This is a genomic window from Streptomyces thermospinosisporus, assembly GCF_039526425.1.
In the GTDB taxonomy this organism is placed as follows: Bacteria; Actinomycetota; Actinomycetes; order Streptomycetales; family Streptomycetaceae; genus Streptomyces; species Streptomyces thermocarboxydovorans.
In genome coordinates this window covers 177,444-196,772 of sequence record NZ_BAAAIZ010000008.1, presented here as the reverse complement: position 1 = coordinate 196,772, position 19,329 = coordinate 177,444, and the positions used below count along the sequence as shown (strand labels likewise).

Below are 19,329 nucleotides of genomic sequence, written 5' to 3'. Positions count from 1 at the left end.
TCAGGGCGCGACCACCGAACCGGAAGGAGAAGGGGAGGCCCCGCCCGTCGGGGTCTCCGTCTCGCACGTCACCGAGAACGGCACCTTCTGCGACGTCAGCCGCACCGGATCGCGCACCTCCACACCGATCGCGCTCTGCAGCGTGCCCGTCTCCGAATACGTCGTCACCACCACCGTGTCCCGCTTGGTCCGACCGCCGCCCTCCGGGAACGACAGCGTGCGCCACCCCGTGTCGTCCACCGCGCCGCCCTCGGCCACCCAGCGGTAGCTCACCTCGGCCGGCAGCCGGCCCACCGTGAACGTCGCCGTGAACGACGGGGCCTCGGCGCTCGGCGGCGGACAGATCCCCGAGTACTCGGTGCGCTCCCCGTGCACCGTCACCCGCACCGTCTGCGCCGGCTCACTGGTCCGCTCCGACTCGCTCGGCGTCGGCGAGGTCGGCGGACCCGACGTCCGCGGGTTCTCGCGGCGCTCCTCCTCGTCACCGGTCTGCGCGGGCGTGCTCACCTCGGTACCGGTGCCGGCCTCGCCCCCGCCGCCTCCGTCGCCGCGGTTCAGCAGCCCGTACGTCAGCGCCGCCAGCGCCAGGACCAGCACGGTCACGCCCGCGATCAGGGCGATCCGGGAGCGGCGGGAGTGCTCCGGCTCCTGCCGGGTGACCTGAGTGGTGCCGTCCGGCACACCCGGGCCCGGCATCGGAGGGGTGGCACCGGCACTGCGGTGCGCCTGCGGACCCGTGGGCGGGCCCGGCTGCGGGGCCGCCACCGTCGGGGCGTACGGGTCCGGGCCCGCCGGAGCCGCGTGCGGCGAGCCTCCCTCGCCGATCGCCCGCAGATCCGCCAGCGCCTGACCCGCCGACAGCCGCTCCGCCGGGTCCTTGCGCAGCAGCCCCTCGATCACCGGGGTGAGCGGACCGGCCCGGCGCGGCGGCGGCAGCTCCTCGTCCACGATCGCCCGCAGCGTGCTCAGCGGGGTGTCCTGACGGAACGGCGAATGGCCCTCGACCGCCGCATACAGCAGCACCCCGAGCGACCACAGGTCCGACTCGGGCCCCGGGGTGCGGCCCAGCGCCCGCTCCGGGGCGAGGAACTCCGGCGAGCCGACGACCTCGCCGGTCATGGTCAGCGCGGAGCTGCCCTCGACCATGGCGATGCCGAAGTCGGTGAGCACGATCCGGCCGTCGTTCGCGATCAGCACATTGGCCGGCTTCACATCCCGGTGCAGCACCCCGGCCGAGTGCGCCGCCCGCAGCGCCGCCAGTACCTCCGCGCCGATGTGCGCGGCGCGCTGCGGGGAGAGCGGACCCTCGGCGTCCAGCACCTCGGCGAGGGACAGGCCGCGGATCAGCTCCATGACGATCCACGGACGCCCCTCCTCCGTGGCCACGTCGTACACCGTCACCACATGGCGGTCGGCGATCCGGGCCGCCGCCCACGCCTCCCGCTCCAGCCGGGCGTACATCCGCTCCACGTCGGAAACCGGCAGCCCCGCCGGGGCGCGCACCTCCTTGACGGCGACCTCGCGGTGCAGCACCTCGTCGCGGGCCCGCCAGACCGTGCCCATACCGCCTTCGCCGAGTGGCGACAGCAGGCGGTAACGGCCCGCGATCACCCGCTCCTGGCCCGGTTCTTCGGACACGGCGCCCCCATTTCGCATCCGGGCGAATCTTCCCGTACCTGATGAAAGTAGCTCAGCCGAGAGCGGATGCGGCCCCCCTGAACACCAAACCCGCCCCGAGAGCCACCACGACGAACGCCGAGCCCAGCGGGGCGGCGCGGCGCGCGAAGGCGGCCAGCGGGCTCCTCGCCCAGCGGGGGCGGCGCGCCAGCAGCCGGGCCGCACCGCTGCCCGCCTTCACCACGGCGTACCCGGCGGCGGTGAGGGTGAGGGCCAGTCCCACGCCGTACGCCACGACCAGCAGCAGCCCGAACCAGGCCTGACCGAGCGCGGCGGCCCCGACGAGCACCACGACGGCCGAGGGGGTCGGCACCAGCCCCCCGGCGAAGCCGAGCAGGATGGTGCCGCGCAGGGTGGGAGCGACCGCGTGGGTGTGGGTGCGGCCGCCGTGGGTGTGCGTCAGGGAGTGGGACGGGTGCTCGTGCGCCGCGCCGTGGTCGTGCGGGTGGGAGTGCGGGTGCGCGGGGTCCTCGTGTCCGTGTCCGTGTCCGTGGTCGTCGGGGTGGGCGTGGGTGTGCTCGTGGCCGGGGTGAGGTGCGTCCGGGTGCTCGTGTGTGTGCCCCTGTCCGGGTGCGTGAGAGTGGCCGGGTGAGCCGGGCCGGTTGCGCAGGGCCCGGCGGACCAGGCTCGCGCCCGCCAGGGTGACCAGGACGCCGCTGGCGATGCCGAGCCAGGCGATCACCGAGGGCGCGGCCACCGAGCCGGCCGTCACCAGCAGGCCCAGGGCGACCACGCCGAGGGTGTGCGTGATCGTCACCGAGGCCGCCATGGGCAGCACGTCCCGGAGGCGGGCCCGGCCCCCGCGAGCCGCCGCCGTCGCGGCCATCAGCGTCTTTCCGTGGCCGGGTGCCAGCGCGTGCATCGCGCCGAGGAACACGGCGATCAGCAGGGCGAGGGCGGCGAAGCCCGCGGTGAGATCGTGCCGGGCGACGAGATCGTCGAGGGCGCGGGTCCACCGGTCGGCCCCGCGCGGCAGCACGGAGGATGCGGGAGCCCCGCCGCCCTCCTCGGCCAGCGCGGGCCCGCCGGGACGTACCCGCAGGCTCGCGCTCACGGCGTCGGCGGGGGAGGACAGCAACTCCTCCGGATACCGGGTCAGTTCACGGGACACCGAGTTCTCCGGCACGTCCGAGGCGGTGAGCGTCATCCGGTCGCCGCGCGCCGTGATCTCCCGCCAGCCCGGCCCCGAGGAGGCGCCGGCGCCCCGGAAACCGACCGCCACCGTCTCGCGCTCGGGGAGCGGCGCGGTCAGCCCGCACTCCACCCGCAGGGTGTCCAGCCCGGCCTGCCCCGGCCGGATCCGCGCCCGGCTGCTGGTGACGGTGACCGGCACCTTCCGCCCGTCGACCCGCACTTCGCTGTCCCCGGCGGCCGCCGCGCAGCGCTCCCGCGCCCAGCGGCCGATGCCCAGTCGCTCGACGTCCGGCCCGGCCTGGGTGGCCGGGATCTCGGCCAGGTCCTCCACATGGTGGACGCGGAGTTCGCCGGGTGCGGCCACCAGGCCGTCGTAGCGGTTGACGGTGAAATTGCCGAGTGGGTGCGCGCTCGCCGCCGGGGCCGGGACCAGGACGAGCGCACAGGCGGCGGTGAGCACGGCGGAGCCGGCGGCGAGCGCACGGCGAAGGCTCGAAGGGCGGCTCGAAGGGCGGAGGCTCGAAGGGCGGAGGCTCGAAGGGCGGAGGCTCGAAGGGCGGAGGCTCGAAGGGCGGAGGCTCGAAGGGCGGAGGATCAACGCGCCGCCTCCGGATCCTTGAGGTCCTTCAGGTCCTTTCGGTCTTTCAGATCCTTCAGATCCTTCAGCGCGGCCCGTGCCTCGCGGGCGCCCAGCGGTGAGAAGCCCGGGTTCAGCTCCAGGGCCGCCTTCAGCGAGGTGCGGGCGGCCGCGTGGTGGCCGGTGGCGCGCTCGATCATGCCGCGGTGGTAGAGGAGGACGGCGTTGCGGTACCCGGTCGCCGTGGCCCGGCGGGCGTGGGCGAGGGCCTCCTTGTCGCGGCCGTTGACATGCAGCGCCCAGGCGAGCGCGTCCTCCGTGTGCACGGTGCGGCGGCGCTCCCACTCCGCTCGGGCCGCGCGCAGCGCCTGGGCGGGGTCCCCGTGATCGGCGAGGGCCAGCGCGGTGTCCAGGTCGGCGTTGACCCCGCCGGCCCGGGCGAGCGAGGTCCAGGCCTCGACCAGGGCGTACTGGTCCCGTGCCTTGGCCCGGTCGCCGTCGCCGCCCCGGGCCTCGTACAGCTCGCCGAGGGCCACCAGCGGCCCCGGCAGCGGGGAGCGGGCGACGACCTGCTCCAGCGTTTTGATCGCCCCGGCGCGGTCGCCGCTCGCCGCCTGGGCGCGGGCGCGCCCCTCCAACGCGGGCAGATAGCCGTCGTCGGCGGCGAGCGCCCGCCCGTAGTGCCGCAGCGCGGCCTTGTAGTCGCCCTGGTTCCAGGCCAGTTGACCGAGGGACGTCGCCACGTACGCCACGTCCGCGGGCGAGGACGCCGGCTTCAGCGCCTGCTGCAGCACCCGGCGCGCGATGCCCGCGTCGCCGCGCAGCTCCTGCACATACGCGTACCGGGTGAACACCGGGACCCCCGGCCTGCGGTCGTCGGCGATGTCGGCCGCCTCGGCGGCGTCCTCGTACCGGCCGAGCTCGACCAGCGCGTCGATCCGGGTGCACAGCGCGCGTTCGCTGTAGGGGTTCCGCTTCAGGGCCTGCTCCGCGTGCTTCAGCGCCCCGGGGAAGTCGTGCCGCGCGGCGGCCAGCGCGGCGCGTGCGCTGAGCGCCTGGTCGTTGCCGGGTGACACGGCGAGGGAGCGCTTGACCGCCCGTTCCGCCTGGGGGTAGCGCGAGGGGTCGCCCTTGACCCGCGCCTGCTCGACGTAGGCGAGTCCCAGGGTCGCCCATCCGCTGAAGTCCCGCGGCTGGGCCCGCAGATGGGCCTGCAGGGAACGGATGCCCGCGTCGAGATCACCGGTGAGCGCACTGGGGGCGAAGGCACCGGCGGGAGCGGCGTCGGACCCGGCCGGGGCGTCCTGGCGAGCGCCGCCGACCGCCACGGCTCCTGCGGTCATGGCGACGGCCAGCAGCGCGGCGCACGAGGCGAGATGCAGGCCGCGGGAGCGCCGCGCGCCGGCGGCGAACCGGCGGAGGGCGCCGATGCGAGCCGCCCGGGGAGTGGAGTCGGCGGCGGGTGCGTCTGCCGAGCCGGTCACCGGGCCCTCGCCCGCCGGCGGGTGGGCGGTGTCGGGGACGGACGGCCCGGTGGGCTCGTCCTTCTCCTGAGCGCTGTCCGTCGTGCGCGGAGGCATGCCCTCTCCTCGTTCGGTGTGCGGTCGCTGGGGCGTGGGGGTGTGTGACGTCGAGTGCGGGTGTGTCGTGCGTGGGGCTGGGTCGGTTGTGGGATGTGGGGGGGTGTGGGGCACGGCCCGTGCCGTGGGGGATGAGTGGGGAACGGGCCGTGCCGGTCGGGGACGGGTGCTCACCCGCGGGGTAGTACGTCCGTCCGCGGGTGGGTGCTCACCCGCGGGGTAGTACGTCCGTCCGCAGGTGAGTGCTCACCCGAGGGCCGGTCAGTACGCCCGGCCGCGCATCCGGCGCCACCATGCGAGGGCCAGGCCGATCAGCAGGATGCCGCCGGCTCCCGCGCCCGCGGACGCGGCGATCAGCGTGGTGTTGCCGGAGCCCTCGGCCGCGGCCGGCCGCAGTGCGTCACCCAGCTGGCTGCGTACGTCGTTGCCGCTCTTCACACCCTCGGCCAGCGGGCCGCGCGACCCCTCCGTGGGGTTGGCCAGATACGGGAAGGACGCGCCGAACTTCTTGTCGTTGGCGTCGACCGCGTCGCCCAGGTCGTTCTTCGCGCCGACCAGTTCGCCCTCGACCACCTGGAGCGCGGCGTCGATCACGTCGTCCGTCAGCCGGCGCCCGTTCGGGAAGCCCGCGTTGTCGCCGTCCAGCACGCCCAGCCGCTTGGGCTTGTCCGTGGGCTCGATCGAGGTGTTGAGGCGCAGCATCTCCGAAGGGGTGACGTGCGGCGGCTGGTTGAGGTCCTTCACGCCCTTCAGGAACACGTCGACCAGGTCGTTGCGCGGCTCCTTCGGCGCGGGGATCTTGTAGATCCCCTCGATGAGCTTCGGCAGCTCCGGGTTGGTCACGTTCTTCAGGAACTGTGCGTCGTCCCGCGGCGTGGAGGCGTTGAAGGTGTCCTTGTCCTTCACCGGGTTGACGACCTCGTTCACCAGCGGGTTGCCCAGGCGCGAGACCTGCTTGAAGTGACCCTTGGCGTTCTTGCGCTGCGTGGTCGACCAGATGCCGACGACCGGCTGCTCGTGCGACTCGGTGATGTGGCTGGTGGGCACCTGGAGGGCGATCGAGTTGACGTTGTAGCCCTTGAGGGTGTCGTTGCCGACCTCGGAGAGATTGCCTCCGTACAGCAGGTCGAAGACGCGCAGGTCCAGGAAGAACGGGTCGTCGGCCTGCCCGGCGAACGTCGTCACGCCGCCCGCCAGTTCGTGGATCGCCTCCTTGCGCAGCTTGTCGTAGTCCGGCATCGACGCCTTGCCGACGTTGGACGGCGCCACCGGAACGTCGTCGGCGATCTTGGTCCTGGACTCGGCCTTGAGATGACGCAGCTTGATCATCTCGAGGTCGTAGGTCTGCGTGATGTTGAGGTCCGGGTCGTCGAGGCTCTCGACCGGGCCGGTGTTGTAGAGGAACGTCTTGTCGTTCTTGGTGTGCGTCTTGAACGTGTACCGGAAGACGAGGTCTTCCTGCGCGTCCCCGTTCTTGTCGATGCGCAGGTCGTACTGGGCGTCCTCGGCGAAGGTGAAGAAGTTCGGCCCGCCGGCCGGCTCCTCGAAGGGGATCCAGTTCGCGATGATCGTCGTGGTGTCCGGCTTGTCGGGACTGACGAAGGCGTACAGGTCCGTGTTGTCGTACTGCGGGGTGCCCGAGATCAGCGGGGCCTCCCGGTGGCTGGAGGCGGAGGCCGCCCCCGGTTCCAGCGTGGTCACACCGGCGGCTGCGAGCCCCCCGGCGGCCAGCGCACCACTGATCAGGGTCGCGAGGCTCCTGCGTCCCACGCCCGTCCTGGAGTTAGGTGTCATGCGGTCCGTCCTCGGTGCCGACTTGCCTTACACCCCTCGATTCGGAGCCCGGGGCGGGCCGGATTGGTCGAATTTCCCAACGCCTTCTCGCGTGTCCTTCGCGTCGCCCTCTCGCCCGTCCGCGGCGCTGGATCCCCGAGCCGGGAGCTGGGTGGCACGCCCTCTTGCCCGGCTCCCCGCACCTGTCGCCGCGTCAATCCCTGTTTTTCTCCTGCTCGACCCGCGTTTTCGGCCCGCCGATCCGTAAACCCATCCGGAGGCGCGCTCGCCGCGAATGCCTCATGACGTTCGGGTGGCCCGGAGGGGGCCGGAAGAGGGGGGGAGGCCCGTTGGAAGCGGACGAGCTTCTGGTGCGAGTGGCCGGGGGTGACCACAAGGCGTTCGAGGAGCTGTACGGGCTGGTGTCCGGACCGGTGTACGGGCTGGTGCGGCGGGTGGTGCGCGATCCCGCGCAGTCGGAGGAGGTGTCGCAGGAGGTGCTGCTCGAACTCTGGCGTTCGGCCGCGCGGTTCGATCCCGGCCGGGGCAGCGCCCTGACCTGGGTGCTGACTCTGGCCCACCGCCGGGCGGTCGACCGGGTGCGCAGCGCGCGTGCCGCGGGTGAGCGTGAGCAGCGGGAGGCGCGGCGGGCCGAGGGCCCCGCCTTCGACCAGGTGGCCGAGGAGGTCGAGGCGGGGCTGGAGCGCGAATGGGTGCGCCGCTGCCTGAACCGGCTCACCGCGCTGCAGCGCCAGTCGGTCACCCTCGCCTACTACGAGGGGTACACCTACCGGGAGGTCGCCGAACGGCTGCGCCTGCCGCTGGGTACGGTCAAGACGCGGATGCGCGACGGGCTCACCCGCCTCCGCGACTGCCTGGGAGGTGCGGCATGACGCTCTTCGGCCGGCTGCTGGGGCGCGGGGACGTGCACTCCCTCGCCGCTCCCTACGCGCTGGACGCGCTCGACCCCGCCGAGCGCGTCAAGTTCGAGAAGCATCTGAAGTCCTGCGACCGCTGCGCCGCCGAGGTGCGCGATCTGGCCGAGGACACCGTCCGGCTCGCCTGGTCCACGGCCGTGCCCGCACCGGACGCCCTGCGCGAGCGGGTGCTGTCGGCCATCCACAGCATCCCGCAGGAGCCCGCACCGCAGCGCTCCGGATCCGCGCGCGAGGCGCAGCTCCCGCCGTACGTCTGGGGCACCCAGCCCCCGCCCCGCCCGCGGGAGCGGCGGCGCCTTGTGCTGCTGGTGCCGCTGGCGACGGTCACCTCCGCGGCGGCCCTGGTCGTCGCCGCCCTCTTCGGCGTGCAGGCCGAGCGGACCCAGGACCGACTCGACGCCGAGCGGGACCGGGCACGTGAGATCGCCCACGTTCTCTCCGCCCCGGACGCCCGTGCGAGCACCGGACGGGACGAACGGGGACGAACGATCGGAGTGATCGCTTCCGCGTCGGAGGAGAGCGCGATCGTCACCCTGGGCGGCTACGGCGAGCCCCCGGGCGGGCGCGTGCACCAGTTGTGGCTCATGCGCCCGGGCGCGCAACCGCGCTCCCTCGGCCTCTTCGAGGGCGACACGCCCTTGGTGGCGACCGGACTGGAAACCTCCGGGACGTCACTCGCCGTGACCGTCGAACCTGACGGAGGGTCACCGCAACCCACTGCCCGGCCCATTGCACAACTCGCCCTGAAAACAGTCGGATTCGGAGAGTAATCGCCGAGTGTTCGTCAACACCCTTATGGGGAAGGTGAATCCTGTGACCTCGATACCCGAGTGCCGGGATGGGGCGATAGGGTTACCCTGCCCGGGCCGGGTGGAATCGTACGGGTGGGGAGTGACATGGAACAGATAACAGTGCGCAGCAGGGCCAGGGTCCCTGCGATCACCTGCGGGAGCGGTGCGAGCAGTTCGCGCCTGGACCGGCATCTGTCGGTGCTGGCGGGACCCGCCGTGCCGCAGCGCGACACGGCCGAGGCGACCACGCTGATGCGTGAGCTGACCGCGCGTGACCGCGGCGCCCGGGGTGCCCGCGCCCGTGCCAGCCGGGTCTCGCTTTTCGCCCCTCTGCGCCGTCTGCGCCGCACCCTGTTCGGCGGCCACTGACCCGCACATCACCGCACGCCGGCGCCCCCGGTCCCACCCGGCAGCACACCGGGGGCCCGCCGGAAACTCTCCAGGACCTCACCGCTGCCCGTGCGCGTACTGCCGTACGGCCAGCGGCACGAACACCACGAGCAGGACCGCGCACCAGCCCAGCGACCCCGCCACGGGATGCGCCACCGGCCAGGCCGCGCCCTCGGGCACCCGGGCGTTCCCGAACAGCTCGCGCGCCGCACTCGCGACCGCGCTGATCGGGTTCCACTCGGCCACCGTGCGCAGCCCGCCCGGCAGACCGCCGGTGGGGATGTACGCACTGGACAGCAGCGGCAGCAGGAAGGTCGCACCGCCCAGCTGACCGGCCGCCTCCTCGTTCCGGGTGAGCAGTCCGAGGTAGATGCCCACCCACACGCAGGCGAACCGGAACAGCAGCACCAGCGCCACGGCCCCCGCCGCGCCGAGCACGCTCCCCTCCACCCGCCAGCCCACCGCGAGCCCCACCAGCAGGAACGGAACCATGCCGGCGGCGGTCACCGCCAGATCCGCCACCGCCTGCCCCACCGGCACCGCGGCCCGGCTCACCGGCAGGGTGCGGAACCGGTCCGTCACCCCGCGGTGGACGTCCTGAGCCGACTGGAACATCCCCGTCATCACCCCGCCCGCCGCGGTCGCCACCAGCAGCCCCGGCACCAGGAACGAGCGGTAGGCCTCGCCCGGTGTCGCCAGTGCGCTGCCGAAGACATAGCCGAAGAACAGCAGCATGCTGACCGGCATCGTCTGGGTGAGGATCAGCAGCCCCGGGTTGTGCCGGATCCGCCGCAGCTGCCGGCCGAGCATCGCGCGGCCGTCGTACGCCAACGTGCTCATGCGACACGCTCCTTGTCGTCGTGGAGAGGGCCGGCGGGGAGGTCCGGCTGCCGGGTCGTCAGGCGCAGGAACACGTCGTCGAGGGTCGGCGGTTGCAGGCTCGCGTCCAGCAGCGGGACGCCCGCCGCGTCGAGCGTGCGCACCAGCCGGGGGAGGGTGAGCGTCCGGTCCCTGGTGACCGCGCCGACCGCGTTGCGCTCCCGGTCGAACGACGGCTCGCCGCCGGTGAGCCGGTCCAGGACCCCGGCCGCCGCGGCCAGGGCGTCCGCGTCCGCGACCACCACCTCCGCATACGTCCCCACCTGCTCCTTGAGCCGGGCCGGCGATCCCGTGTGCGCCACCCTGCCCCGGTCCATCAGGGCGATGTCGTCGGCGAGCCGGTCAGCCTCCTCGAGGTACTGGGTGGTGAGCAGCACCGTGGTGCCCTCGCCGGTCAGTTCGCGCACCGCGTCCCAGATGACCGCGCGGCTGGCCGGGTCGAGCCCGGTCGTCGGCTCATCCAGGAACAGCACCTCGGGGCGGCGGATCAGGCTCGCCGCCAGATCGAGCCGGCGTCGCATGCCGCCCGAGTAGCCGGAGGCTGGCCGGTCGGCCGCCGCCGTGAGGCCGAAGCGGTCGAGGAGCCCGGCGGCCCGCGCGGCGGCTCCGCGCACCCGGTGCAGCCGGGCGAACAGCCGCAGGTTCTCGCGGCCCGTGAGGTCCCCGTCGATCGAGGTCTCCTGCCCGGTGACCGAGATCCGGCGCCGCACGGCCGGGGCCTCGCGCACGAGGTCGCAGCCGGCCACCCGAGCCGAGCCGGCGTCCGGCCGGAGCAGTGTGGTCAGCAGCCGCACCGCCGTGGTCTTGCCCGCCCCGTTCGGGCCCAGCACCGCGCAGACCGATCCCGCGGCCACCGCCAGATCCAGCCCGCGCAGGGCACGGACCTCGCCGAAGCGCTTCTCCAGACCCTCACTAAGTACAGTGTACGTAGTAGTCATGCGAGGACCATAGCGCACTACGTACGGTGTACGGAACTAGGATGGAGGCCGAGGTGATGACCGATGGCGGGCCGAGCGGCCGAACCCGAAGTGATCTGGACGCGCCCCGAGCGCACGGGCCGTGGACCGAAGCCCGCCTACACACGGGCCGACATCGCGGCGGCCGCCGTGCGGGTCGCCGACGCCGAGGGGCTGGACGCCGTCTCCATGCGCCGCGTCGCCGCCGAACTGGGCTGCGGCACCATGTCCCTCTACAACTACGTCCCCCGCAAGGAGGACCTGTACGAGCTGATGGTGGACGCGGCGGGCGCCGAGCACGAGCTGTGGGAGCCGTCGGGCGACTGGCGCGCCGACATGCTCCGCGTGGCGCACCAGACCCGGGACCTGATGCACCGCCACCCCTGGCTGCCCCGCCTGATGTCACCGGTCTACGGCTTCAGCCCGCACGCCCTGCGTTTCCTTGAGCACTGCCTGGCCTGCCTGGACCCGCTGCCCGTGTCCTACGGCACCAAGATGGAACTGATCGCGATGCTCAACGGCGTCGTCACCACCTATGTCGCCAACGAGCTCGCCACCGCCGAGCGCACCCGCTCGCTGCCCTGGTCCGAGGAGCAGGAGCACGCGGCCCGCGCCGCCTACCTCCGTGAGCGGATCGGGAGCGGCGAGTACCCCAGGATGGCGGCGGCCTTTGCGGAGAACTCCGGGCCCATCGACCTGGAGGCGGTGTTCGAGCGGGCCCTTCACCGGGTGCTCGACGGGTTCGAGCCGCGGGCCTGAGGACGGGGCTTCCGGTTTCAGATCAGCGCCAGCTGGCCCTCCGGGCCCTCCTCCTGGGTGTCCAGGACGGAGGCGGGACGGCGGGCCGCGGGCGGGGGCGGCAGGACTCCGGCCTTGCGCAGGTCGGTGGCGGTCACCGGGTCGGGGACCGCCAAGGCGGCCTGCTGGGGCCGCAGTTCCGCCAGCAGGGCCAGGACCGTGATCAGCTCCAGGAGCTCCGAGGTCCAGGTCTGCGGCCAGGCCGGCGGGCGGATCGCGGCCAGGGTGCCCGGTTCGGCCGGGGCCGTGCGGGCGGTGAACCACTGTTCCAGGACGCGGATGCCGCCCAGCTCGAAGTCCCAGGCCGCCGCCGGCACCGGCGCGATGCGGCCCTCGTCGAGGTGCAGGCTCTCCTCGTCCCGGTCGTAGTGCAGGGTCAGCGGACGGGACGGCAGCGGTGCGCGGACGTACGGGCGGCGCCCGCCGGGAAGCTTCGGGCGCTCCCCGTCGCGCCGCATCAGCCACAGCATCCGGCGGCCGACCGCCACACCCCGCGCCCAGGCCTCCGCGTCCCCGGTGAGCGGCACGGCGAGCCCGCCGGGCGCCGGGCGGGCCACGGCCAGGGTCCAGGCGAGGACGTCGAGCGGGCTGATCTGTTGGCCGTGACGGTCGGTGAGGTGGGCGAGCAGGCCGGGGGCGAGATTGGGCTCCAGGCCGCCGGGCCGCCGGTACAGGGGGCGGACGCGGCCGGGGCGGAGCAAGGGGAGGAGGGAAGTGGCGACCAGGGGAGGGCCCCAGTCGGCTCCGGCGTCGGCCGGGGTGCGTCCGGCGCCGGTCTCCAGCAGGAAGACCTGGTGGGCGTCGGCCACCCGCCACAGCTCCGGGCGGGCCGCGTCTATCAGCCGGTGGTCGGGGATCAGCCACTGCTCGTCGAACGGGGCGTACAGGACGCGGACCGGATCCGGGCACGGGCCCGCGGCGCGGGCCAGGCGCTCCGTGCCGCCGCCCGAGCCCGGCAGCCGGCCGACCGCCGTGTGCAGGGTGCGTGCGCGGGTCGGCTGGAGAAGTGCCTCGCGGTCGGGTCCCTCGGCCTCGACCAGCGCCGCCCAACGGGCCTTCAGGGACGCCGCGTCGGGGCCCGCCGGCCAGGCCCGGCCGAGCCGGGGCGGTGCGACGGACCACGGCATCAGATCCGCCAGCAGCGGAGCGTCGTCGTGCGTCACGCAGGGCATCGTACGACCTGGCACCGACGGCCGGGTCAGGTGGCGTCCAGGGTGACCGTGAAGGAGAAGCGGTCGCCCCGGTAGTTGATGACGGCCACGTCCAGCGGGCGTCCGTCGGTGTCGTAGGTGATGCCGGTGTAGTGCAGGATCGGGCTCAGCAGCGGAACCTCCAGCAGCCGGGCGGTCTCCGGGTCCGCGAGCCGTGCCTCCACGGTGTCGGTGATGCGGCTGATGTCCACCCCGACGACGTCCCTCAGCACCTTGGTCATGGGCCAGCGCACCAGATCGTCCAGGTCGATGCGTTCGGCCAGTTCGGGGCGGACGTAGTTGCGGGCGTGGTTGGTGGGCTCCCCGGTCTTCTCGTCGCTGCGCAGCCGGTGGTACGTCGCCACCTCGGTCAGGTCCGGGAAGTGCTCGGCGAGTTCCGCCGGCACCGGGGCGGGGCCGTGCTCCAGCAGCTCGGTGGTCATCCCGGACTGCTGGGCCACGATGGCGTCCACCGAGCCCAGCAGCCGCACCGGGGAGCCCCTGCGTGCGTCGGGCTCGATGAACGTGCCCCGCCGCCGGTGCCGGGAGATCAGCCCCTCGTCCTCCAGCTCCTTCAGCGCCTGCCGCATGGTCAGCACGCTCACGCCGTAGTGCCCTGCCAGCTGCTCCTCGGTGGGCAGCCGCAGCGGGTCCTGCGGCGAGCGGCCGAGGATCGAGGCGCGCAGTGATTGCGACACCTGATACCAGAGCGGCAGCTTGCGGTTCAGGACGATCGAATCCGGAGCGAAGGAGGTCACGGGCTATCCGTACCGGTCGGGAACGCTCAGTGCAATCGGTGGACGGAAGAGGCGTGCGGCATCACTGCTCCCTGAAGTGACGTTCGAAGCCTTCCCAGACGGCGTCGTACCGCTCCTGCACGTGCTCCGCGCGCGCCGCCTGCGGCGTCAGGATCACCGGCCAGCGCGTCTCGAACATGAACGCCAGGCCGTCGTCGATCTTCTGCGGCTTCAGCTCCGCGTTGCTCGCCCGCTCGAAGGTCTCCCGGTCCGGGCCGTGCGCCGACATCGTGTTGTGCAGCGAGCCGCCGCCCGGCACGAAGCCCTCGGCCTTCGCGTCGTAGGCACCCTCGATCAGGCCCATGTACTCGCTCATCACGTTCCGGTGGAAGTACGGCGGCCGGAACGTGTCCTCGCCCACCAGCCAGCGCGGAGCGAACACCACGAAGTCCACCCCGGCCAGCCCCGGGGTGTCGCTCGGCGAGGTCAGCACCGTGAAGATCGACGGGTCCGGGTGGTCGTAGGAGATGGTTCCCAGCACATTGAAACGGCGCAGGTCATAGACGTACGGCACATAGTTGCCGTGCCAGGCGACCACATCCAGCGGGGAGTGGCCGTAGGTCGCCGACCACAGGTTGCCGCAGAACTTGTTCACCACCTCCACCGGGCCCTCGACGTCCTCGTACGCCGCGACCGGCGCCTGGAAGTCCCGTGCGTTCGCCAGCCCGTTGGCGCCGATCGGGCCGAGGTCGGGCAGGCGGAAGGCGGCGCCGTAGTTCTCGCAGACGTAGCCACGGGCCGTGCTGTCCAGCAGCTCGACGCGGAAGCGGACGCCGCGGGGGATCAGCGCGATGTGCCCCGGCTCGGCGTGCAGCAGCCCGAACTCGGTGCGCAGCAGCAGCCCGCCGCGCTCCGGGACGATCAGCAGCTCGCCGTCCGCGTTGCTGAAGACGCGCTTCATGGAGGCGTTGGCGTGATACAGGTGCACGGCCATGCCGGTGCGCTGGGTGACGTCGCCGTTGCCGCCCAGGGTCCACAGGCCGGCCAGGAAGTCCGTGCCCGGTCCGGGCTCGGGCAGCGGGTCCCAGCGCAGCCGGTTCGGGTCAGGCGCGGTCTGGTTGAACGGGGCGGCACGCAGCGTGCCGTTGCCGGTGCGGGTGAACGCCGGGTGGGCGGCCGACGGGCGGATCCGGTACAGCCAGGAGCGGCGGTTGACGGCCCGCGGCTCGGTGAAGGCCGTACCGCTCAGCTGCTCCGCGTACAGGCCGAGCGGAGCGCGCTGCGGCGAGTTCCGTCCCACGGGCAGGGCGCCCGGCACGGCCTCCGAGCTGTGCTCGTTGCCGAAGCCGGACAGATAGGTCAGCGCCTCGGCGACCTTGCGCGCCTCGTCGCGCTCCGGCTCGCCCGCCCGGGCGGTGCCCCCATCACTCATCTTCGCTGCTCCCTTGCGGCGCCGATTGATTCCTATGCATCACCGTAGGATTGCGGTTTCCCCGGCGCAAGAGGGCCGCGCGGACCGATGTGCGGAGAGGGGGACGCAGTCCTCTCGGCGGATGACCCGGAACCCGACTCCAGGTGGATCCGCGGGCTCGCACCGCTGTTCTACGCTCCCTGGCATGTCCAGGACGCGGAGCCTGATCGCCGCGCTCGCGGTCTGCGCGGTCACCGTGGCCGGGGCCGCGGGCTGCGCCTCCCGTGACGCCCCGGAGGCGGACGCGGTCTCGCCCTCGCCGGTGGGCAAGCTGCTGGAGGACCGCGACCCGGACGGGCGGCCCTACCGCGAGGTGGACGAGCAGGACGCCCCCGAGGTCCGCGTCGAGGTCACCCCCGACCCCGACGGCGGCTGGGGCGTACGCCTCACCCTGCTCCACTTCCGCTTCTCGCCCCAGGGGGCGCCGAAGCGGGCCGACGCCGGCCGCGGCCTTGCGCACCTCTACGTCGACGACCGCCTCGTCGCCCGGCTGCGCACCGCCGAGCACCATCTGTCCGCCCGGATGCTGCCGCGCGGCACCCATCAGGTCACCGCCCGCCTCTACGCCGACGACGGCTCGGTGTGGGCCGTCGACGGGGAGCCGGTGGAGAGCGCCGCCGATGTCACCGTCTCGGAGCCGGCCCCGGGCCCGGCCGGCACACCGGCGGGGGAGAGCGGAGGGAACGGCACCCTTGCGGGGGAGAGCGGAGGGAACGGCACCCTTGCGGGGGAGAGCGGAGGGAACGGCACCCTTGCGGGGGAGAGCGGAGGGAAGGGCGCTCCGGCGGGGAAGGGCGCCCCGGCGCGGAACGGCGGCGGGAACGGCACCCCGGCCGCGGGCGGAGGGCGAGGTTCACCGGCCGGTGGCGAACAGGCATCATGAGGGCCGTGCCCCATGTGACCTCTCTCCGCCGTGCCCCCGTGCAGCGGCGCAGCGCCGAACGGCTGGCCAGGATCCTGGACGCCTGCGCCGACCTCCTCGACGAGGTCGGCTATGACGACCTGAGCACCCGCGCGGTCGCCCAGCGGGCCGGTGTGCCCATCGGCTCCGTCTACCGCTTCTTCGGCAACAAGCGGCAGATGGCGGACGCCCTGGCCCAGCGCAACCTGGAGCGCTTCACCGCTCGGGTCACCGACCGCCTCAAGGGCGCCGGGGACCGCGGCTGGCGCCCTGTCATGGACGTCGTGATCGACGAGTACCTGGACATGAAGCGCACCGCCCCCGGCTTCTCCCTGGTCGACTTCGGCAACCAGATACCGGTGGGCGCCGAGCGCACCGGGCCCAACCACCGCGTCGCCGACCGCCTCACCGACCTGCTCTCCGCCCACCTCGGCCGCACCGCCGACGAGAACCTGCGCCGCACCGTCCTGATCGCCGTCGAGACCGCCGACGGCCTGGTCCAGCTCGCCTTCCGGCTGTCGCCCGAAGGGGACGAGAAGGTGATCGAGGAGTTGCGGGAGATGCTGCGGGCCTACCTCGCCCGCGTACTGGACTGAGCCGTCCCCGCCCGGCTGCATGACCCTGACCGTTCCAGCCTCAGGGCCCCGGTCGTTCCGGCCGTAGGACCCTGACCGTTCCGGCTGGACCGACCCGCACGGCCCGCAAGCCGGCCGGGTTCGCGCGCCGAAACCCCTCCCCTCCATGCCTACCGGTCGGTATGCTCGGTCCGTCCGAGTGCCGCCGTACCCGGGAGGACCCGTGTCCCGCACCGCTCTGCGCATCTGCCCCCTGTGCGAGGCCACCTGCGGCCTGACGCTCACCATCGAGGACGGCAGGGTCACCCGCGCCCGCGGCGACCGCGAGGACGTGTTCAGCAAGGGCTTCATCTGCCCCAAGGGCGCCGCCTTCCCGGAACTGGACAACGACCCCGACCGGCTGCGCACCCCCCTCGTCCGGGACGGAGGCGAGCTGCGCGAGGCCACCTGGGAGGAGGCGTTCGACGCGGTCGCCGCCGGCCTCCGGCCCGTCGCCGAGCGGTACGGCGCGAACTCCGTGGGCGTGGTCCTCGGCAACCCCAATGTGCACACCATGGCGGGCGCCCTCTACCCGCCCCTGCTGGTCGCCGGGCTCGGCACCCGCAGCCTGTTCACCGCCTCCACCGTCGACCAGATGCCCAAGCACGTCTCCAGCGGGCTGCTCTTCGGCGACGCCAACGCCATCCCCGTGCCCGACCTGGACCGCACCGACCACCTCCTGCTGATCGGCGCCAACCCGCTGGAGTCCAACGGCAGTCTGTGCACCGCCCCGGACTTCCCCGGCCGCCTCAAGGCGCTCAAGGCCCGCGGCGGCACCCTCACCGTCGTCGACCCGCGCCGCACCCGCACCGCCCGCCTCGCCGACCGGCACATCGCGGTCCGCCCCGGCACGGACGCCCTGCTGCTCGCGGCGATGGCGCACACGCTCCTCGACGAGGGGCTCGCCGACCCGGGCCCGCTCACCCCGCACCTGGACGGTCTCGGCGAACTCCGCGACGCCCTGCGGGACTTCACCCCCGAGGCAGCCGCCGCGGCCTGCGACGTCGACGCGGACACCATCCGCACCCTCGCCCGCGAACTCGCCGCCGCCCCCACCGCCGCCGTCTACGGCCGCATCGGCAGCTGCACCGTCCCGCACGGCACCCTCGCCTCCTGGCTGGTCGACGTCCTCAACATCCTCACCGGCAACCTCGACCAACCCGGCGGCGCCCTCTTCCCGCTGTCGGCCACCGACAAGACCCCGCGTCCCGCCGGGCCCGGCCGCGGGTTCGCCCTCGGCCGCTGGCACTCACGCGTCTCCCGCCACCCCGAGGCCAAGTCCGAACTGCCGCTGTCGGCCCTCGCCGAGGAGATCGACACCGTCACCGACGAGGGCGAACCGGTCCGCGCCCTGATCGTGGTCGCCGCCAACCCGGTGCTCTCCGCACCCGACGGCAACCGCCTCGACAAGGCCCTCGGCTCGCTCGACTTCATGGTGAGCGTCGACCCCTACCTCAACGAGACCTCCCGCCACGCCCATGTGGTGCTGCCGCCGCCCCCGCCCTCGCAGAGCCCGCACTACGACTTCGCCTTCAACACCCTCGCCGTCCGCAACCAGGTCCGCTACACCCGTCCCGCCGTCCCCCTGGAGCCCGGCCGCATGGCCGAGACGGAGATCCTGGCCCGGCTGATCCTCGCCGCCACCGGCATGCACGGAACCGACCCGTCCGCCGTGGACGAGATGGTGATCGACCAGACCCTCGGCAAGGCCGTGAACGACCCCGTCTCCCCGGTGCACGGCCGCGACCCGAAGGAACTCGCGGACCTGCTGACCGGCGCCGACGGCCCCGAGCGGCGCCTGGACATGATGCTGCGCCTCGGCCCCTACGGCGACGGCTTCGGTGCCCGCCCCGACGGCCTCCGCCTCGCCCGGCTGCTGGAGCACCCGCACGGCATCGACCTCGGCCCGCTGCGCCCGCGGCTGCCGCAGCCGCTGAAGACCCGCAGCGGCAAGGTGGAGCTGCTGCCCGCACCGATCGCCGCCGACCTGCCCCGGCTGCGCACCGCCCTCCACGAGCGCGCCGAGGGACTCGTCCTCGTCGGCCGCCGCCATCTGCGGTCCAACAACAGCTGGCTGCACAACGTGCCCGCCCTCACCGGCGGCTCCAACCGCTGCACCCTGCACCTGCACCCCGACGACGCCGAGCGCCTCGGCATTGCCGACGGACAGCCGGTGCGGATCACCGGCGCCGGGGGAGCGGTGACCGCGCCCGCCGAGATCACCGACGCGGTGCGCAAGGGCGTGGTGAGCCTCCCGCACGGCTGGGGCCACGACCGCCCCGGCACCCGCCTGCGGCACGCCGCCGGCGACCCCGGAGCCAACGTCAACCAGCTCCTCGACGGCACCCGGCTGGACCCGCTGTCCGGCAACGCCGTCCTCAACGGCATACCGGTCGAGGTGGCCCCGGCGGCGGCCGAGGCGGCCGAAAAGCTCGAGGCGCTGACCTGAGCAAAGCCGTGACCAGCAGTGTTGCGCTTATTGCTCGCGGTCAACGTCTTGTTGACGCCGTTCAGCCTGGTGGACTGGCCGGCTTCCTGTGAAGCATGGCTCTGTGGAGCGGGGTGATGGGCCTCGCCCCGCCTCCGCTTCGTCATCGGCGCGCAGTCCCTGGTGGCCCGTCAGCCCACGCCGCACGAACAGGACCGCGACTTCGGGCACTTCACCATCGGCGCCTCGCTCGGCCGGCCGGCCGGCCCGATCGCGGCGGGCGGTCTGATCGGCGGTCCCGCCCTGACGCGCACCGGCGCGCCGGCGCTGGCGGCGGCGGGCGCCGGCGCGGCGGTCGCCCTCACCTCGCTGTCGCGCATCGCGCGTGGCCGCCGACGCCCTGCTGACAGGTGGCTGAGAGACCAGTTCCACCGGTCCGCCGTCTCAACAGGCGGACGAGGCGCCGAGATCTCGTCACGTGTCTTCCCCACTCCG

Annotated in this window: 16 protein-coding genes and 1 pseudogene; 8 read left to right on the top strand and 9 right to left on the bottom strand. The window is 73.5% G+C overall.

Annotation, left to right across the window (positions count from 1 at the left end):
* From ABD207_RS03895 to ABD207_RS03880, 4 genes are all read right to left on the bottom strand, one after another.
* Positions 1-1,656 carry a serine/threonine-protein kinase gene (locus ABD207_RS03895; RefSeq protein WP_344010037.1) on the bottom strand — a complete coding sequence of 552 codons (1,656 nt, stop codon included), beginning with the start codon at positions 1,654-1,656 and terminating at the stop codon, positions 1-3.
* A gap of 34 nt (positions 1,657-1,690) precedes the next feature.
* Entirely contained in the window at positions 1,691-3,271 is a 1,581-nt protein-coding gene (locus tag ABD207_RS03890) for a HoxN/HupN/NixA family nickel/cobalt transporter (protein ID WP_344010035.1), read from the bottom strand.
* Positions 3,272-3,405: 134 nt separating this feature from the next.
* Positions 3,406-4,968 carry a tetratricopeptide repeat protein gene (locus ABD207_RS03885; RefSeq protein WP_344010034.1) on the bottom strand — a complete coding sequence of 521 codons (1,563 nt, stop codon included), beginning with the start codon at positions 4,966-4,968 and terminating at the stop codon, positions 3,406-3,408.
* A gap of 261 nt (positions 4,969-5,229) precedes the next feature.
* Positions 5,230-6,762, bottom strand: a complete 1,533-nt coding sequence (locus ABD207_RS03880) for a DUF4331 domain-containing protein (protein ID WP_344010032.1) — start codon at positions 6,760-6,762, stop codon at positions 5,230-5,232.
* 329 nt (positions 6,763-7,091) lie between these two features.
* Here ABD207_RS03880 and ABD207_RS03875 point away from each other — a divergent pair, with 329 nt between their 5' ends.
* From ABD207_RS03875 to ABD207_RS03865, 3 genes are all read left to right on the top strand, one after another.
* Entirely contained in the window at positions 7,092-7,634 is a 543-nt protein-coding gene (locus ABD207_RS03875) for a sigma-70 family RNA polymerase sigma factor (RefSeq protein WP_344001409.1), read from the top strand.
* Positions 7,631-8,449 (top strand): anti-sigma factor, encoded by an 819-nt coding sequence (locus ABD207_RS03870; RefSeq protein ID WP_344010031.1) that lies wholly within the window; start codon positions 7,631-7,633, stop codon positions 8,447-8,449. Before ABD207_RS03875 ends, ABD207_RS03870 begins: the two co-directional genes overlap by 4 nt.
* Before the next feature lie 126 nt (positions 8,450-8,575).
* The gene (locus tag ABD207_RS03865) at positions 8,576-8,839 is read left to right on the top strand and encodes a hypothetical protein (RefSeq protein WP_344010030.1); all 264 of its coding nucleotides are present in this window, start codon (positions 8,576-8,578) and stop codon (positions 8,837-8,839) included.
* 78 nt (positions 8,840-8,917) lie between these two features.
* Here ABD207_RS03865 and ABD207_RS03860 read toward each other — a convergent pair whose 3' ends face one another.
* Positions 8,918-9,700 carry an ABC transporter permease gene (locus ABD207_RS03860; RefSeq protein WP_344010028.1) on the bottom strand — a complete coding sequence of 261 codons (783 nt, stop codon included), beginning with the start codon at positions 9,698-9,700 and terminating at the stop codon, positions 8,918-8,920.
* Positions 9,697-10,677 carry an ATP-binding cassette domain-containing protein gene (locus ABD207_RS03855; RefSeq protein ID WP_344010026.1) on the bottom strand — a complete coding sequence of 327 codons (981 nt, stop codon included), beginning with the start codon at positions 10,675-10,677 and terminating at the stop codon, positions 9,697-9,699. Before ABD207_RS03855 ends, ABD207_RS03860 begins: the two co-directional genes overlap by 4 nt.
* A gap of 63 nt (positions 10,678-10,740) precedes the next feature.
* Between ABD207_RS03855 and ABD207_RS03850 the strand changes: the two genes are divergently transcribed.
* On the top strand, positions 10,741-11,454 hold the full coding sequence (locus ABD207_RS03850) for a TetR/AcrR family transcriptional regulator C-terminal domain-containing protein (RefSeq protein ID WP_344010024.1): 714 nt from the start codon (positions 10,741-10,743) through the stop codon (positions 11,452-11,454).
* A gap of 17 nt (positions 11,455-11,471) precedes the next feature.
* Here the strand turns inward: ABD207_RS03850 and ABD207_RS03845 are convergent, their stop codons facing one another.
* From ABD207_RS03845 to hmgA, 3 genes are all read right to left on the bottom strand, one after another.
* Positions 11,472-12,665: a type ISP restriction/modification enzyme gene (locus ABD207_RS03845; protein ID WP_344010022.1), complete on the bottom strand. Its 1,194-nt coding sequence runs from the start codon at positions 12,663-12,665 to the stop codon at positions 11,472-11,474.
* A gap of 26 nt (positions 12,666-12,691) precedes the next feature.
* Positions 12,692-13,441: a GntR family transcriptional regulator gene (locus ABD207_RS03840; protein ID WP_344010020.1), complete on the bottom strand. Its 750-nt coding sequence runs from the start codon at positions 13,439-13,441 to the stop codon at positions 12,692-12,694.
* A gap of 61 nt (positions 13,442-13,502) precedes the next feature.
* Complete coding sequence (gene hmgA / locus ABD207_RS03835) at positions 13,503-14,852, bottom strand: homogentisate 1,2-dioxygenase (RefSeq protein WP_344010019.1); 1,350 nt, start codon at positions 14,850-14,852, stop codon at positions 13,503-13,505.
* A 184-nt stretch (positions 14,853-15,036) separates the two neighbouring features.
* On the opposite strand from hmgA, the gene ABD207_RS03830 reads away from it, so the two are divergent.
* From ABD207_RS03830 to ABD207_RS03815, 4 genes and pseudogenes are all read left to right on the top strand, one after another.
* The gene (locus ABD207_RS03830; RefSeq protein ID WP_344010018.1) at positions 15,037-15,774 is read left to right on the top strand and encodes a hypothetical protein; all 738 of its coding nucleotides are present in this window, start codon (positions 15,037-15,039) and stop codon (positions 15,772-15,774) included.
* Positions 15,771-16,388: a TetR/AcrR family transcriptional regulator gene (locus tag ABD207_RS03825; protein ID WP_344010017.1), complete on the top strand. Its 618-nt coding sequence runs from the start codon at positions 15,771-15,773 to the stop codon at positions 16,386-16,388. Before ABD207_RS03830 ends, ABD207_RS03825 begins: the two co-directional genes overlap by 4 nt.
* Positions 16,389-16,590: 202 nt before the next feature.
* Positions 16,591-18,855 (top strand): molybdopterin oxidoreductase family protein, encoded by a 2,265-nt coding sequence (locus ABD207_RS03820; protein WP_344010016.1) that lies wholly within the window; start codon positions 16,591-16,593, stop codon positions 18,853-18,855.
* Positions 18,856-18,947: 92 nt separating this feature from the next.
* Positions 18,948-19,245 (top strand): annotated as a pseudogene (locus ABD207_RS03815) (MFS transporter); the annotation flags it as partial.
* Positions 19,246-19,329: the final 84 nt, after the last annotated feature.